This window comes from Pantoea sp. CCBC3-3-1 (assembly GCF_007981265.1).
In the GTDB taxonomy this organism is placed as follows: domain Bacteria; phylum Pseudomonadota; class Gammaproteobacteria; order Enterobacterales; family Enterobacteriaceae; genus Erwinia.
In genome coordinates this window covers 3,994,661-4,010,167 of record NZ_CP034363.1, presented here as the reverse complement: position 1 = coordinate 4,010,167, position 15,507 = coordinate 3,994,661, and the positions used below count along the sequence as shown (strand labels likewise).

The 15,507-nt window shown below is 54.5% G+C and carries 12 protein-coding genes and 1 pseudogene; 9 read left to right on the top strand and 4 right to left on the bottom strand.

Going from position 1 to position 15,507, the window contains the following annotated elements; genetic code table 11:
- Positions 1 to 222: 222 nt before the first annotated feature.
- Positions 223 to 417: pseudogene (locus tag EHV07_RS18660) on the top strand (DNA-binding protein); the annotation flags it as partial.
- Positions 418 to 502: 85 nt separating this feature from the next.
- Here EHV07_RS18660 and fldB read toward each other — a convergent pair.
- Positions 503 to 1,021 carry a flavodoxin FldB gene (gene fldB, locus EHV07_RS18655; RefSeq protein ID WP_147199663.1) on the bottom strand — a complete coding sequence of 173 codons (519 nt, stop codon included), beginning with the start codon at positions 1,019 to 1,021 and terminating at the stop codon, positions 503 to 505.
- A 99-nt stretch (positions 1,022 to 1,120) separates the two neighbouring features.
- Here fldB and xerD point away from each other — a divergent pair, with 99 nt between their 5' ends.
- The 5 genes from xerD to lysS all read left to right on the top strand — a co-directional run bounded on the left by xerD (position 1,121) and on the right by lysS (position 7,275).
- Positions 1,121 to 2,014, top strand: a complete 894-nt coding sequence (xerD, locus tag EHV07_RS18650) for a site-specific tyrosine recombinase XerD (protein WP_147199662.1) — start codon at positions 1,121 to 1,123, stop codon at positions 2,012 to 2,014.
- A gap of 44 nt (positions 2,015 to 2,058) precedes the next feature.
- Positions 2,059 to 2,766, top strand: a complete 708-nt coding sequence (gene dsbC, locus EHV07_RS18645) for a bifunctional protein-disulfide isomerase/oxidoreductase DsbC (protein ID WP_147199661.1) — start codon at positions 2,059 to 2,061, stop codon at positions 2,764 to 2,766.
- Positions 2,767 to 2,768: 2 nt separating this feature from the next.
- Entirely contained in the window at positions 2,769 to 4,487 is a 1,719-nt protein-coding gene (gene recJ, locus EHV07_RS18640) for a single-stranded-DNA-specific exonuclease RecJ (protein ID WP_147199660.1), read from the top strand.
- 159 nt (positions 4,488 to 4,646) lie between these two features.
- Positions 4,647 to 5,745, top strand: a protein-coding gene (gene prfB / locus EHV07_RS18635; protein ID WP_147199659.1) for a peptide chain release factor 2 whose coding sequence is annotated in 2 segments (ribosomal slippage) — positions 4,647 to 4,721 and positions 4,723 to 5,745 — 1,098 coding nt in all. Because the reading frame shifts where the segments join, the coding sequence is not laid out codon by codon here.
- 9 nt (positions 5,746 to 5,754) lie between these two features.
- Positions 5,755 to 7,275 carry a lysine--tRNA ligase gene (gene lysS, locus EHV07_RS18630; protein WP_147199658.1) on the top strand — a complete coding sequence of 507 codons (1,521 nt, stop codon included), beginning with the start codon at positions 5,755 to 5,757 and terminating at the stop codon, positions 7,273 to 7,275.
- Between the two features lie 59 nt (positions 7,276 to 7,334).
- On the opposite strand, the gene EHV07_RS18625 is transcribed toward lysS, so the two are convergent.
- Positions 7,335 to 7,958, bottom strand: a complete 624-nt coding sequence (locus EHV07_RS18625; RefSeq protein ID WP_147199657.1) for a serine protease — start codon at positions 7,956 to 7,958, stop codon at positions 7,335 to 7,337.
- A 483-nt stretch (positions 7,959 to 8,441) separates the two neighbouring features.
- Between EHV07_RS18625 and EHV07_RS18620 the strand changes: the two genes are divergently transcribed.
- Positions 8,442 to 9,605, top strand: coding sequence for an MFS transporter (locus tag EHV07_RS18620; RefSeq protein WP_147199656.1), 1,164 nt, complete (start codon positions 8,442 to 8,444; stop codon positions 9,603 to 9,605).
- On the opposite strand, the gene EHV07_RS18615 is transcribed toward EHV07_RS18620, so the two are convergent.
- Positions 9,602 to 10,522: a LysR family transcriptional regulator gene (locus tag EHV07_RS18615; protein ID WP_147199655.1), complete on the bottom strand. Its 921-nt coding sequence runs from the start codon at positions 10,520 to 10,522 to the stop codon at positions 9,602 to 9,604. The two genes, EHV07_RS18620 and EHV07_RS18615, sit on opposite strands and share 4 nt — an antisense overlap.
- Before the next feature lie 123 nt (positions 10,523 to 10,645).
- Between EHV07_RS18615 and lysA the strand changes: the two genes are divergently transcribed.
- A complete protein-coding gene (gene lysA, locus EHV07_RS18610) occupies positions 10,646 to 11,899 on the top strand; it encodes a diaminopimelate decarboxylase (protein ID WP_147199654.1) in 1,254 nt (417 codons plus the stop codon).
- Positions 11,900 to 11,923: 24 nt separating this feature from the next.
- Here lysA and galR read toward each other — a convergent pair whose 3' ends face one another.
- On the bottom strand, positions 11,924 to 12,943 hold the full coding sequence (galR, locus tag EHV07_RS18605) for an HTH-type transcriptional regulator GalR (RefSeq protein ID WP_147199653.1): 1,020 nt from the start codon (positions 12,941 to 12,943) through the stop codon (positions 11,924 to 11,926).
- A 242-nt stretch (positions 12,944 to 13,185) separates the two neighbouring features.
- On the opposite strand from galR, the gene EHV07_RS18600 reads away from it, so the two are divergent.
- Complete coding sequence (locus EHV07_RS18600; RefSeq protein WP_147199652.1) at positions 13,186 to 15,450, top strand: molybdopterin guanine dinucleotide-containing S/N-oxide reductase; 2,265 nt, start codon at positions 13,186 to 13,188, stop codon at positions 15,448 to 15,450.
- The last annotated feature ends 57 nt before the right edge of the window (positions 15,451 to 15,507 follow it).

Here is a 15,507-nt window from a genome sequence, read left to right as displayed (position 1 = left end):
GAATTTGATGGGGACACCCTGGTAACGCATGCCGTTCAGGACATGCGTTACCAGGGTAATGCAAAGCCCGTTAATTTTGCTCAATATGCAAAATAAACGGGCTTTGCCGATCCTGTTTTTCTGCAATCAGGTAAGTCAGCCCATAAACCACAAGGAGTGGTTAACGCCACTTCTTACCGAGTCATAAAACATCGTAAAACCATATAAAAACGAAGAGGTACTATGGCGCTTTATAACTTCACTCTGACACTCTCAGGCGTAACGTATGAGACCGAAGGACTGGAAGATGCGCTGTTCGAAAGCGGCTGTGACGATGCGCTGATTTGCGCATATGGCCGTTCTGTTTATCTGGAATTTGACCGTGAAGCTGACTCACTGGACGACGCTATTGCATCAGCAATTGATAACGTGGCATCGCCGATCAGCTTGTCGTAAACCTTCTTCAGTGCGGCTTCTGGCAGGCTTTTGAGTGAATCAGCGCCGTAGGGTCATTACAAAGTCCTTACAGCGCCTCAGCCATTTCCGTCAGGATTTGTTCGCACCACTGGGCAATGCGCTCGTCCGTCTCTTCAAACTGGTTGACGTCATCCAGCGCCAGGCCAACGAACTGTTTACCGTCAGCCGTTAACGGCTTCTTGCTGGTAAATTCGTATCCTTCATTGGGCCAGAAACCAACAAATTTCACGCCTGAAGGCACCAGCACATCATGAAGCATGCCCAGCGCGTCAAGGAACCACTCGCTGTATTCCGCCTGATCGCCCATGCCATAAAGCGCCACAATTTTACCGTGAAGGTTAAGGTCAGGAAGCTCAGTCCAGATAGCTTCCCAGTCCTCCTGTAATTCGCCAAAATCCCAGGTAGGGATGCCAAGGATCAGCATGTCGTACTGCTCCATCAACCGCGGCGAGTCGTCTTTCAGGTTATGCAGCGTGACCAGGTCATCGCCAATAAAATCGCGGATCTTTTCTGCTGCCATTTCGGTGTAGCAGGTGCTTGAACCATAAAACAGACCAATATTCATATGCGCTAAACTCAATTTACTTGGTGCAATGGCGCGAATTATATCAGAATTGAGCTTTGACGGCGGTTTTGCCAACCGGCATCCGCAAAAGGAGATGATGTGCAGGACAGCGACCTGATCGAACAGTTTCTTGATGCCTTGTGGATCGAGCGCAACCTGGCGGAAAACACCGTGGCCTCTTATCGTCTCGATTTAATGTCACTGGCCAGCTGGCTGGCGCATCATGAAAAAGACCTTCGCCACGTCGATTCCGTTGATTTGCAAAGCTTTCTCTCGGAACGGCTGGAGGGAGGTTACAAGGCAAGCAGTTCGGCGCGCTTGCTAAGCGCCATGCGTCGCCTTTTTCAGTATCTCTATCGTGAAAAGCTGCGCGAGGACGATCCGAGTGCGCTACTGGCTTCGCCGAAGCTGCCCCAGCGGCTGCCGAAAGATCTTAGCGAGGCACAGATTGATCGGTTGTTAAATGCGCCGTCGACGGAAATCCCGCTTGAGCTGCGTGATAAAGCGATGCTGGAACTGCTTTACGCCACGGGATTACGCGTCACCGAGCTGGTCAGCCTTACCTTAAATAACGTCAGCCTGCGTCAGGGCGTGGTGAGAGTTATTGGGAAAGGTGATAAGGAACGGCTGGTGCCGCTGGGCGAAGAAGCGCTGCACTGGCTGGAACAGTATATTGAATATGGTCGTCCGTGGCTGCTTAACGGACAAACGCTGGACGTGCTGTTTCCCAGCAACCGTGCGCAGCAAATGACCCGGCAAACTTTCTGGCATCGGATTAAACATTACGCCACACTAGCGGGCATCGACAGCGAAAAACTTTCTCCTCACGTGCTGCGCCACGCTTTTGCCACGCATTTGCTGAACCACGGAGCCGATCTGCGTGTCGTACAAATGCTTTTGGGACACAGCGATCTGTCAACGACCCAAATTTATACCCACGTCGCCACTGAGCGACTGCGTAAGTTACATCAACAGCATCATCCCCGTGCCTGATGTGGAATCAAAACAGCCCGCGAATGAGGCTTTAAGGACCATAAATGAAAAAGCGTTACCTTTTACTTTCTTTGTTGATCTCGGCCGTTACTGGCCTGGCACACGCCGATGATGCCGCTATCCAACAATCATTAAAAAAGCTTGGACTACAGCAAATTGATATTCAGCCCTCTTCGCTTCCGGGGATGAAAACAGTCCTGACCGAAAGCGGCGTGCTCTACGTTACCGAAGACGGCAAGCAGTTTATCCAGGGGCCGCTGTATGACGTCAGTGGCGGGCAGCCGGTCAACGTGACCAACAAGCTGCTGGAGAAAAAAGTCGCCGCGCTGAGCAACGAAATGATCGTGTATAAGGCAGCAAAAGAGCAGCATGTGATCACGGTCTTCACCGATATCACCTGCGGCTACTGCCATAAACTGCACGCCCAGATGGCTGACTATAACGCGTTAGGCATCACCGTTCGCTATCTTGCTTTCCCTCGCGAAGGAATGAACGGACAAGTCGCGAAAGAGATGAAATCCGTCTGGTGTGCGGCCGATCGCAAAAAAGCTTTTGATGCCGCGATGAAAGGCGAAACGGTCGCGCCAGCTGACTGCAATATCGATCTTTCTCAGCAATATAAACTGGGCATTCTGTACGGCATCCAGGGAACGCCCGCTATTCTGCTGCAAAACGGCATGATGATCCCTGGCTACCAGGGACCCCAGGAGATGAAGCAGCTGCTTGATGGTCAGAAAGCGGGCAGCAAATAGCCGTGAACCGTAAAACTGAACTCCGCCGCCGCGTGGCGGCGGAAGGATGCGAGCTTCCTGATAATCTGCATCCCTTATTACGTCGCCTTTATGCTCATCGTGGTGTGCAGCAGCCTGTTGAGCTTGAACGCGGCGCTAAAAATCTGCACTCCTTTTACTCGCTGAGCGGCATCCAGCGCGCGGCAGAAATTCTGCAAAAAGCCATTGCGGATAATTTGTGCATCATGATCGTGGGCGATTTTGATGCCGATGGCGCAACCAGTACCGCACTGACAGTGCTCGCATTGCGCAGCATGGGCGGACGCAACGTTAAATATCTGGTGCCCAATCGTTTTGATGATGGTTACGGCCTCAGCCCCGAAGTGGTCGAGCAGGCCGCTGCACGCGGCGCGCAGCTGATTGTTACCGTCGATAACGGCATTTCATCCCATGCTGGCGTAAGTCTGGCGCATGAGAAAGGCATTGCCGTCGTTATTACCGATCACCACTTACCGGGTGAGACGCTGCCGGACGCCGAAGCAATCGTTAATCCTAACCTGCCAGACTGCGAATTCCCTTCGCGCTCGCTGGCGGGCGTGGGCGTCGCCTTTTATCTGATGCTGGCACTGCGGGCGACCCTGCGCGACAGCGGCGCAGAAACCTTGCCCAATCTGGCCGGGCTGCTGGATTTAGTGGCGCTTGGCACCGTAGCCGATGTGGTGCCGCTGGATGCGAATAACCGCATTCTGGTCTGGCAAGGATTGAGCCGCATACGTGCAGGCCAGTGTCGTGTCGGCATTAAAGCACTACTGGAAATCGCCAATCGCGACGCGCGTCAGCTGGCGGCAAGCGATCTCGGTTTCGCGCTTGGGCCAAGGCTGAATGCCGCTGGGCGTCTTGACGATATGTCCGTCGGGGTAGCCTTACTGCTGAGTGAGGATATTTCTCAGGCGCGGATGCTGGCCAACGAGCTGGATGCGCTGAATCAGACGCGCAAGGAAATTGAGCAGGGGATGCAAACGGAAGCGCTGGCGCTCTGCGATGCGCTGGAGCGCAGTAATGAAGCGCTACCGCTTGGCATTGCAATGTACCATCCTGAGTGGCATCAGGGCGTAGTTGGCATACTGGCCTCGCGATTAAAAGAGCGTTTCCACCGTCCGGTGATCGCGTTTGCGCCAAGCGGCGACGGGACGCTGAAAGGTTCCGGGCGCTCAATTAGCGGACTGCATATGCGCGACGCGCTGGAACGGCTTGATACGCTGAATCCGGGACTGATGCTGAAGTTTGGCGGACATGCGATGGCGGCTGGCCTGTCGCTGGAAGCATCGAAATTTGATGAGTTCCGCCAGCGTTTTGGCGATCTGGTGGGCGAATGGCTGGATGAGGAATCGCTACAGGGCGTGGTCTGGTCAGACGGCGAGCTGATGGCGCAGGAGCTAACGTTACCGACTGCCGAGCTGTTGCGCGAAGCCGGTCCGTGGGGCCAGGCGTTTCCTGAGCCGCAGTTCGACGGTAAATTTAAACTTATCCAGCAGCGGCTGGTCGGCGAGCGTCATTTAAAAGTCATGATCGAACCGCTGGGCGGCGGCCCGTTACTCGACGGCATCGCCTTTAATATTGATACGGCATTGTGGCCGGATCCGAGCGTGAAGCAGGTTGAGCTGGCCTATAAGCTGGATATCAATGAGTTTCGCGGCAACCGCAGCGTTCAGCTGATTATTGAGCATCTCTGGCCGCTGTAGCTGGCTGAGTGCGCCTGTTATCCTGTCGTAGCGGCCAGCCTGGCCGCTACTGACATATCCTCTCAGCCTTAAGCCTCATCCCGACCTTCAATGCTACAAACTACCCGCAAATTCAGTTAAACTGCACAGATCACTCCAGTCTGTTGAAGATCTTAAATCATGTTTGAAATTAATCCGGTAAAGAACCGAATTCAGGATCTCTCTGAGCGCAGCGGCGTTCTTAGGGGGTATCTTTGACTACGATGCCAAGAAAGAACGTTTAGAAGAAGTTAACGCCGAGCTGGAACAGCCGGATGTGTGGAACGAGCCAGAGCGCGCACAGGCGTTGGGTAAAGAACGCTCCTCACTGGAAGCCATTGTTGAGACGCTGGATCAGATGAGCCAGGGTCTGGAAGATGTTGCGGGTCTGCTTGAACTGGCGGTTGAAGCGGATGATGAAGACACCTTCAACGAAGCGGTCGCCGAGCTGGACGGGCTGGATAAGAAACTTGCCGAGCTGGAATTCCGCCGCATGTTCTCTGGCGAATACGACAGCGCCGATTGCTACATCGATATTCAGGCCGGTTCCGGCGGTACAGAAGCGCAGGACTGGGCGAGCATGCTGGTTCGCATGTATCTGCGCTGGGCAGAAGCCAGGGGCTTCAAAACCGAAATCATCGAAGAATCTGAAGGCGACGTTGCCGGTATTAAGTCCGCTACGCTGCGCATCATGGGTGATTATGCCTTCGGCTGGCTGCGTACCGAAACCGGCGTGCATCGCCTGGTGCGTAAAAGCCCGTTCGACTCCGGCGGCCGTCGCCACACCTCATTCAGCTCCGCGTTTATCTATCCGGAAGTGGATGAGAACATCGATATTGAAATTAACCCGGCCGATCTGCGTATTGACGTTTACCGCGCCTCCGGTGCGGGTGGTCAGCACGTTAACCGGACAGAATCTGCGGTACGTATTACCCATATTCCGACCAATACCGTGACCCAGTGCCAGAACGACCGTTCTCAGCATAAAAACAAAGACCAGGCGATGAAGCAGATGAAAGCGAAGCTTTACGAACTGGAAATGCAGAAGAAAAATGCTGAGAAGCAGGCGCTGGAAGACAACAAATCCGATATCGGTTGGGGTAGCCAGATCCGCTCCTATGTGCTGGATGATTCCCGTATTAAGGATCTGCGCACCGGTGTTGAAACCCGAAATACTCAGGCGGTACTGGATGGCGATCTGGACCGATTCATTGAAGCAAGTTTGAAAGCAGGGCTATAAGGAACTGACATGTCAGAACAACAACCGCAGAACGCTGATGCCGCAGTTGAGCTAAATAACGAACTGAAAACGCGTCGCGAAAAGCTCAGCGCGCTGCGCGAGAACGGCGTGGCATTTCCAAATGACTTCCGTCGCGACAGCACTTCTGACCAGCTGCATGCCGGTTATGATGCGAAAGAGAACGAAGAGCTGGAAGAACTGGGCGTTGAGGTCAGCGTTGCCGGTCGTATGATGACCCGCCGCATTATGGGCAAAGCGTCGTTTGTCACGCTTCAGGACGTTGGCGGCCGCATTCAGCTGTACGTTTCCCGTGATGACCTGGCGGAAGGCATCTATAACGAGCAGTTCAAGAAGTGGGATCTCGGCGATATCGTCGGTGCTCGCGGTAAGCTGTTTAAAACCAAAACCGGCGAACTGTCAATTCACTGTAGTGAACTGCGTCTGTTGACCAAAGCGCTGCGTCCGCTGCCGGATAAATTCCACGGCCTTGCCGATCAGGAAACGCGCTATCGCCAGCGCTATCTGGATCTGATCGCTAACGAAGAATCACGCAACACCTTTAAAGTGCGTTCGCAGATTATGGCGGGTATCCGCAGCTTCATGGTCGGCCGCGACTTTATGGAAGTGGAAACCCCAATGATGCAGGTGATCCCAGGCGGCGCTTCCGCGCGTCCGTTCATCACCCATCACAATGCGCTGGATATCGACATGTATCTGCGTATTGCGCCGGAGCTCTATCTGAAGCGCCTGGTGGTGGGCGGCTTCGATCGCGTATTCGAGATCAACCGTAACTTCCGTAACGAAGGCATCTCGCCACGTCATAATCCAGAGTTCACCATGATGGAACTCTACATGGCTTATGCGGATTACAAAGATCTGATCGAACTGACCGAAAGCCTGTTCCGTACGCTGGCGCAGGACGTGCTGGGCACCACCGTAGTGCCTTACGGCGAGCAGGAGTTCGACTTCGGTAAGCCGTTTGCCAAACTGACGATGAAAGAAGCCATTCAAAAATATCGTCCGGAAACCAACCTCGCCGATCTCGACGATTTTGATAAAGCGGCGGTTATTGCGCAGTCGCTGGGCATCAAAATTGAGAAGAGCTGGGGTCTGGGCCGCCTGGTCACTGAGATCTTTGAAGAGACGGCAGAAAGCCATCTGATCCAGCCAACCTTCATTACTGAATACCCGGCTGAAGTGTCACCACTGGCTCGCCGCAACGACGAGAATCCGGAAATCACCGACCGCTTTGAGTTCTTCATTGGCGGCCGTGAAATCGGTAACGGCTTCTCCGAGCTGAACGATGCTCAGGATCAGGCTGAACGCTTCCTGCAACAGGTTAATGCGAAAGATGCGGGTGACGATGAAGCGATGTTCTATGACGAAGACTACGTAACGGCGCTGGAACACGGTCTGCCGCCAACGGCGGGTCTGGGCATCGGCATCGACCGTATGGTCATGCTGTTCACCAACAGCCACACCATCCGTGATGTGATCCTGTTCCCGGCACTGCGCCCTTCAGGAAAATAACAGCCGGCTTGCTGACGGACTCTGAACCCCGCGTTTTCACGTGGGGTTTTTTTTGACGACTATGATTTTATCGCCTCATTCAGCCAGTCTTTAAAGCGAGCGTAGGGAACGTAGAGCGACACGTTCTTGTACAATGTCTTGCCCGTTTTGATGTCGTTGATACGGCTGGAATAGCCTACAATCACGCCGCCTATCGAATCATCCGAAGCGTTATAAACCGCGCCGCCCGACATGCCTTTAACCACGCCAGCGTCAGAAGCCACCACCACGCAGCTCAGTTTGTTGTAGCCGTTATTCAGCCCGGTATTAACCAGGTTGGTGCCGCTTGACGCCACCGGCATCGCTGAAATAAAGCTGTAGCCATACAGGTTGATCTTGTCCCCCATATGGCCGTTGCGAAACTGCGGGGCAGGGATATTGCCGTTGTTATGGTACACCACCGCTAAATCGCACTCGGGGTGCCAGGATTTAACGCGATAAAGTGAATATTTTGCGACGTGAGCCGCCGTCAGGCTGTATTGCGAAGTCAGTGGGATCGTGGTGCCTAAAGTCCCTACGCCCAGTACGGTCGGGATACCGGTCACTGTCATATCAACACGTTTTTCCGCTTCGCTGCTGTACTCATATTTTCCTACTGAGCATCCGGAAACCAGCAGGGCCAGCAGACAGATAGCAAGTCGCATCTTTACTCCTCGGTAATGAATCGATCAGGCACAGCACAATTAACGCCCGTTGAATCCTTCATCGAGGTATCGGCTAACACGTATGAAACTTTATGTATTTAACATGACAACAGGTTTCTTGATTATCAGATAATTGATAATTTTCCGTAATATATCGCGACCCGTATCGCCTGATACTTAACCATAAGCGTCACAAAAGTGCGTAAAATAAAATCAAGTATAGCCAGGCGTGAGGGGAGGGAGAGTGCAGACAAATCAGGATAATGGCGATTTTTGCAGACTTAAGTGCAATTTTCGGCGAGTTTATTGCTCTTTTAGCAATAGTGCTTTGCCAGCCTTGTACTGTAAGTTATTGAGCAACTGTGATTTAATAATATTTGTGATCTGAATCAAAATTTACCATTTGTAATACTTTATCAACCTTGATCGATCCTGGGGCATTTTAGCGCCGGGAGAACGATCGTTTTTTTTGGAGAGTGAGAAATGCCTGTTTCTTTACTGGCGTTGGCGTTAAGCGCGTTCGCTATCGGTACCACAGAGTTTGTCATTATGGGCCTGTTGCCCGAGGTGGCAGGCGACCTGCGGGTCTCGATTCCCTCAGCTGGCTGGCTAATCAGCGGCTATGCGCTTGGCGTGGCAATCGGCGCGCCGATCATGGCATTACTCACGGCAAAACTGCCGCGCAAACGCACGTTGATTCTGCTGATGTCCATTTTTATTATCGGCAACCTGCTTTGTGCGCTGGCTTACAGCTACAACCTGTTAATGATGGCCAGGATAATCACCGCGCTGTGTCACGGTGCCTTTTTCGGCATTGGTTCCGTGGTCGCGGCAAGTCTGGTTGCGCCAGGCAAGCAGGCCTCTGCGGTGGCGCTGATGTTTACCGGTTTAACGTTGGCTAACGTGCTGGGCGTGCCGCTCGGCACCTGGTTTGGGCAGCTGTTTGGCTGGCGTGCCACTTTCTGGGGGGTGGCGGTGATTGGCGTGCTCGCCTTTATTGCTTTAATTGTCAGCCTGCCCACCAATCGTGACGAGAAGCCGGTGAACCTGGCAAGCGAAATCGGTGCGCTGGCAAACGGCAAGCTCTGGCTGTCGCTGCTGATGACGGTTTTCTTTGCCGCCGCGATGTTTGCGCTGTTCAGCTATATCGCACCGCTACTACTACAGGTAACGGGCATGAGCGATAAGGGTGTGAGCTGGACGCTGTTCCTGATCGGCGGCGGACTGACGGTCGGCAATATTCTGGGCGGGAAACTGGCGGACTGGAAAGTCTCTTTCAGCCTGATCCTCAGCTTTTCGCTGATTGCGGTGTTTTCGCTGCTTTTCAGCTGGACCAGCCATGCGCTGTGGCTGGCGGAGGTGACGCTTTTCCTCTGGGCGATGGCCACTTTTGCTACCGTGCCCGGCTTGCAGATCAACGTGGTTCGTCACGGCAAAGATGCGCCGAATCTGGTTTCCACGCTTAATATCTCCGCGTTTAACATTGGTAATGCCTTTGGTGCCTGGGCTGGCGGCGCGGTGATTGCCGGCGGCTATGGCCTGACTTCCGTGCCGGTTGCTGCCGCAGTGCTGGCGGTGGCCGGTTTGCTTGTCTGCCTGCTGACTTTTCGTCGCGCTGGCGGCAAACCTCAACCCGCTCGCGCTTAATGTAATAACGTCTGAAGGCGCTGGTTGAACAGGCTGATGTGCTGCTGCAAATGCGTGCTGAATGCCTCAACCAGCGCGGAAGAAGGGCGATGCCGTGGGCGGATCAAACTCACGGTAAAAGGCACATCAATGCTGAAGCGGCGGATTACCACGCCGCTGGTGGCATAATCCAGCGCGGTGAGCGGATTAACGATCGACACGCCCACGCCCGCTCTGACCATGGCGCAAACCGATGCCGCGCTGTGCGTTTCCATGACCATTCTGCGCTGAACGCCATGTTCATTGAACAGCTGATCCAGCAGTTGCCGGTAGCTGTCGGTGCGCGACAGGCTGATATAGTTTTGTCCGGCAAAATCCTGTGGCGTCAGGCTGGTTTTTTCAGCCAGGTGATGATCCTGCGGAAGAACGCAAACTTCATTTCCGGTAAACAGCTCGGTACGCTCAGTGCCCGCTGGGATATGGCTGGTTTCGATTAACCCTAAATCGTAGCGCTGCGCCGACAGCCACTCCTCCAGCAGGGGGGATTCCTGAGGAATAATATTCAGGCTGACGTCCGGGTAGTGCTGTAAAAAAGGCTGGCAGAGTAACGGCAGCAGCGACTGTGAAAATACCGGCAGGCAGGCAACGGAGAGTTCACCCTGTTTAAACTGCCGTAGTCCTTCCGCCGCACTAATGATTCTGTCCAGGCCATACCAGGAACGCTGCACCTCTTCAAAAAGATGCAGGCCCTGAACGGTAGGTTGCAGGCGGCCACGCACCCGATCGAACAGCTTCAGACCCGCCAGCTTTTCGAAGCGAGCCAGCTCGCGGCTGACGGTTGGCTGCGACGTTTGCAGCATTGCAGCGGCTTCGGTCAGATTACCGGTGGCGATTACCGCATGAAAGATCTCAATATGTCGCAGCGTGATGCCAGCCATAATAGTTCCTGAGGGCGAAAAACGATTATCCATATCATGAATGAATAGACTGCGCTAAAACAGATATTTTCAATCCGTTTTCCGCCGTGGCGTAATAGCGCTATTCATCTCAGGAGAATTTTCATGCCACGGCCTCTTAACAACACTGAAACCGCGCTGACCCGCGACAACCTTTTATCTTTAGCACGGCAGTATGGCGGCCCGGTTTGGGCTTACGACGCGGCGGTTATCAACGAGCGCATCGCTCAGCTTCAGCAGTTTGACGTGGTGCGTTTCGCGCAGAAAGCCTGTTCAAATATTCACATTCTGCGGCTGATGAAGGCGGCAGGCGTAAAGGTGGATTCAGTGTCCCTTGGTGAGATTGAGCGCGCGCTGGTGGCCGGTTTCCAGCCTGGCGGAGATGAAATCGTGTTTACCGCAGACGTGCTGGATACGCCAACACTGGCTCGCCTGGCGGAACTGCAAATCCCGGTCAATGCGGGTTCAGTTGATATGCTGCACCAGCTGGGTCAGGTTTCAGCCGGCCATTCGGTCTGGCTGCGGGTCAATCCAGGTTTTGGTCACGGACACAGCCAAAAAACCAATACCGGCGGCGAAAACAGCAAGCACGGCATCTGGCATGGCGATCTGGCGTTAGCGCTGGAAGCTATTCAGCGCTATCAGCTGAAGCTGGCAGGCATTCATATGCATATCGGTTCGGGCGTAGATTATGGGCATTTGCAGCAGGTTTGCGAAGCGATGGTCGATCTGGTGGTGAACTTCGGTCAGGATTTGGAGGCGATATCAGCCGGCGGTGGCCTGTCGATTCCGTATCACTTTGGCGAAGAATCTATTGATACTGAACACTATTTTGGCCTGTGGGATGCTGCTCGTCAGCGCATTGCACGGCATCTGGGACATGCGGTGAAGCTGGAAATCGAACCTGGCCGTTTCCTTGTTGCCGAATCAGGCGTGCTAATTTCTCAGGTAAGAGCCGTCAAGAACATGGGAAGCCGTCATTTTGTGCTGGTTGACGCAGGTTTTAACGACCTGATGCGTCCGGCAATGTATGGCAGCTACCATCACATCTCTGCGATTGCGGGAGATGGGCGCGAGTTGGAAGGCGACGATACCGTAGACTGCGTGGTGGCGGGGCCACTGTGCGAATCCGGCGACGTCTTTACCCAGCTGGAAGGCGGAAAAGTGGAAACGCGTGCGCTGCCAAAGGTGAAACCTGGCGACTATCTGGTATTCCACGATACCGGCGCTTATGGCGCATCGATGTCTTCAAATTACAACAGCCGGCCGCTGCTGCCGGAGGTGCTGTTTGAAAATGGCCAGCCGCGTCAGATCCGTCGTGCGCAAACCGTGCAGGAACTGCTGGCGCTGGAAATGTAACGGCTTATCCGGTGCGGCAGCGCTTTATGACTCTGTCCGCACCAGGCCGGGCGCGCCGACGGAATGACGACGTACCAGCGTCGGGCTGAACATGTTGGTCACCTCGGGCAGCGGCTGATTATTTGCCAGGGCCAGGGCCAATTCTGCGGCCTGCTGAGCCATGGTGACAATCGGGTAGCGTACCGTGGTCAGTCTGGGGCGCACGTAGCGCGAAACCAGCACATCATCAAAGCCAATCAGCGACATCTCTTCCGGCACGTTGATGCCGTTATCACTCAATACCGCCAGTGCGCCAGCTGCCATCGAATCGTTATAACAGGCGACAGCGGTAAAAGGTTTGCCGCGTCCAAGCAGCTCGGTCATCGCCTGCTCGCCGCCGATTTCATCCGGCTCGCCCAGGGCGACCAGCCGATCGTTACAGGGCAGGTTGTGCTCCCGCAGCGCATCGTAATAGCCTTGCAGGCGATCTTCCGCATCGGAAATCGGGTGGGTCGAACAGATAAAGGCAATATTTTGATGGCCCTGCTGGATCAAATGGCGGGTCGCCAGCCAGGCACCGTAGCGGTCATCCAGCGCGATACAGCGTTTTTCAAAGCCGGGCAGCAGGCGGTTAATCAGCACCATGCCTGGAATCTGCTTCATGAGCGGCACCAGATCGGCATCGGGGATTTTTTTGGTATGCACCACCAGCGCGCCGCAGCGATGGCGAATGAGCTGTTCAATAACCTGACGCTCTTTCTGCTCCTGATGGTAGCCGTTGCCAATCAGTAAAAAGTTGCCGGTTTCATAGGCGACCTGTTCAACGGCTTTCACCATGGCGCCAAAAAACGGATCGGAAACATCACCGACAACCAGCCCCATGGTTTCCGTAGACTGCTGGGCCAGCGCACGCGCATTGGCATTTGGATGATACTGTAGCTGTTCCATTGCGCTGTTAACGGCCAGTCGTGACGCCTCGCTGGCCTTCGGCGAGTTATTGATAACACGTGAGACCGTTGCGACAGAAACGCCAGAAAGCCTGGCAACATCCTTAATGGTGGCCATAGGTCTAATGCCTTCAAGGGTAATCGTTTACATTGTGCTTAAGTGTTGCGGAATTTTCCTGCTACTTCAAGCACACAGAATGTCATCCCTGTCGCAAAGCAGGTGAAAACAACCCTTGTCGACAGGAACAGCTCGTTAATATCGCCGTGGGCTTTCAGGTCAGCACCGATGGAGTTGCTAAATCACGCGTAAAAAATGGTAATCTGAGGATCCAGAAAAAATAACACCTGCCGGATCGTCCGATGACCATAAAAAAAGTGCCGCACCTCGCCCATTGGGGCGCCTTCACCGCCGTTGTTGAAGATGGCAAACTCTTACGCTGTGAACCTTTCTTCGCCGATCGCGATCCGTCGCCAATGCTGAACAGCATTCCTGAACTGGTCTATTCGGACAAGCGTATCCGGCAGCCGATGGTGCGCCGCTCATGGCTTAAATCGCGAGAAAAAAGCGACCGTACGCTGCGTGGACGTGAAGATTTTGTGGCGGTGGACTGGGAGACTGCACTGGATCTGGTCGCGGAAGAAAACCGCCGGGTGCGCGATCGTTATGGCGCGGAAGGGATTTTTAACGGCTCTTACGGCTGGTCTTCGGCGGGAAGGGTAAACCACGCGCGTACGCTGGTTCGCCGCTTCTATTCTGCCGGCGGCGGCGGCATCGATCAGCTGGGAAATTACAGCTGGGGGGCCGCACAGTTTTTCCTGCCTTATGTTATCGGCACCTATATGCCGCTAACCGGACGCGTCACCGACTGGCCGAGCGTGGTGGAACATTGTGAAGTGTTTGTCGCTTTTGGCGGTCTGGCGCTGAAAAATGGACAGGTCGCTTCCGGTGGGGCAGGCCAGCACAGCCTGAAACCTGCGCTGCTTGAACTGGCCGCGAAGGGAACGCCGGTCATTAATATCAGCCCGATGCGGGATGACTGCCCGGAATTTGTTAACGCCGAATGGATCCCGATCCGGCCAAATACCGACGTGGCGCTGATGCTGGCGCTGGGGTTTGAAGTTGAGCGGCTTGGCGCGGCCGATCGCGCTTTCCTCCATTCTCACTGCACCGGCTATCCGCAGCTGCGCAGCTATCTGCTGGGCGAAACTGACGGCATCGCGAAAACGCCGCAGTGGGCCAGCGACATTACCGGCATTCCGGCAGCGCGGATTGAACTGCTGGCGAAGCAGCTGATTGGCAAACGCAGCTTTATGACCTGTTCCTATTCGGTTCAGCGCGCGCATCGCGGCGAGCAGCCTTACTGGATGATGATCGCGCTCTCCTCAATGCTGGGTCAGCCTGGTTTGCCGGGCGCAGGGTTCTCGTTCGGCCATGGTTCGATGAACAGCGTAGGAAATCCGCGTATTGAAGGCCCGGCACCGCTGATGTCTGCCGGGGTGAATCCTGTTGCCGACCGGGCGATCCCGGTGGCGCGTATCAGCGATATGCTGCTTAATCCAGGCGCGCCCTACAGCTTCCAGGGGCAAACCCACACCTATCCTGATATTCATCTTATCCACTGGGCTGGCGGTAATCCGTTCCACCACCACCAGCAGCTTAACCGGCTGGTAGAAGGCTGGCAGCGTCCGGATACGGTTATCGTTCAGGACATTGTCTGGACGCCTGCCGCACAGATGGCCGATATCGTGTTACCGGTGACAACGACGCTGGAGCGTAACGACATTGGCGGATCGTCCCGCGACCGTTTCGTGCTGGCCATGCATCAGGCAATTAAGCCTCAGCACCAGGCACGTAACGATTTTGATATTTTTGCCGATCTTGCCGACCGACTGGGCTATCGCGAAGTCTTTACGGAAAACCGCAATGAAGCACAGTGGATTGAGCATTTGTATCAACAGTGTGCGACAGCGCATCAGCTCAAAGGCCTGCACTGGCCTGATTTCGACAGCTTCTGGAAAGAAGGTTACGTAGAAATTCCCGAGCCGGAAAAGCCGTATGTCTTTATGGAGGCGTTTCGTCAGGATCCGGCAGCAAATCCGATCCAAACCGCCAGCGGCAAAATCGAACTGTTTAGCGAAACGATTAAAGGCTATCAGCTGGCCGACTTTGCCCCGCACCCGGAGTGGCAGCCGCCCGTTGAATGGCTTGGTGCGGATATCAGCCAGCGCTTCCCGCTGCATATGATCTCTATCCAGCCCGGCGACCGTCTGCACAGCCAGATGGATGCGACGCCATCGGTGCAGGCAAATAAAACGGCAGGGCACGAGACGCTATGGATGCATCCGCAGGATGCTAAGCCGCGCGGTATTGCCGATGGCGATGTCATTGACGTCAGTAACGATCGGGGCCGCATGCGGGCAGGCGTCCGGCTTACCGAAGGCGTCAGCCCGAGCGTGGTGCTGATTGCTACCGGCGCCTGGTTTGATCCTGGCTTTGGCAAAGCGTGGCAGCCTTACGATCGTGCAGGGAACCCAAACGTCCTTACGCTGGATATCGGTACCTCTTCTCTGACGCAGGGGCCTAACGCGATGAGCTGCCTGGTAGAAATAAAAAAGGTTTTCTAAAAAGTTAGCCTCTTTTAACTCTTTGTCCCTGTGATATGCTTGATGGATAAATGAACA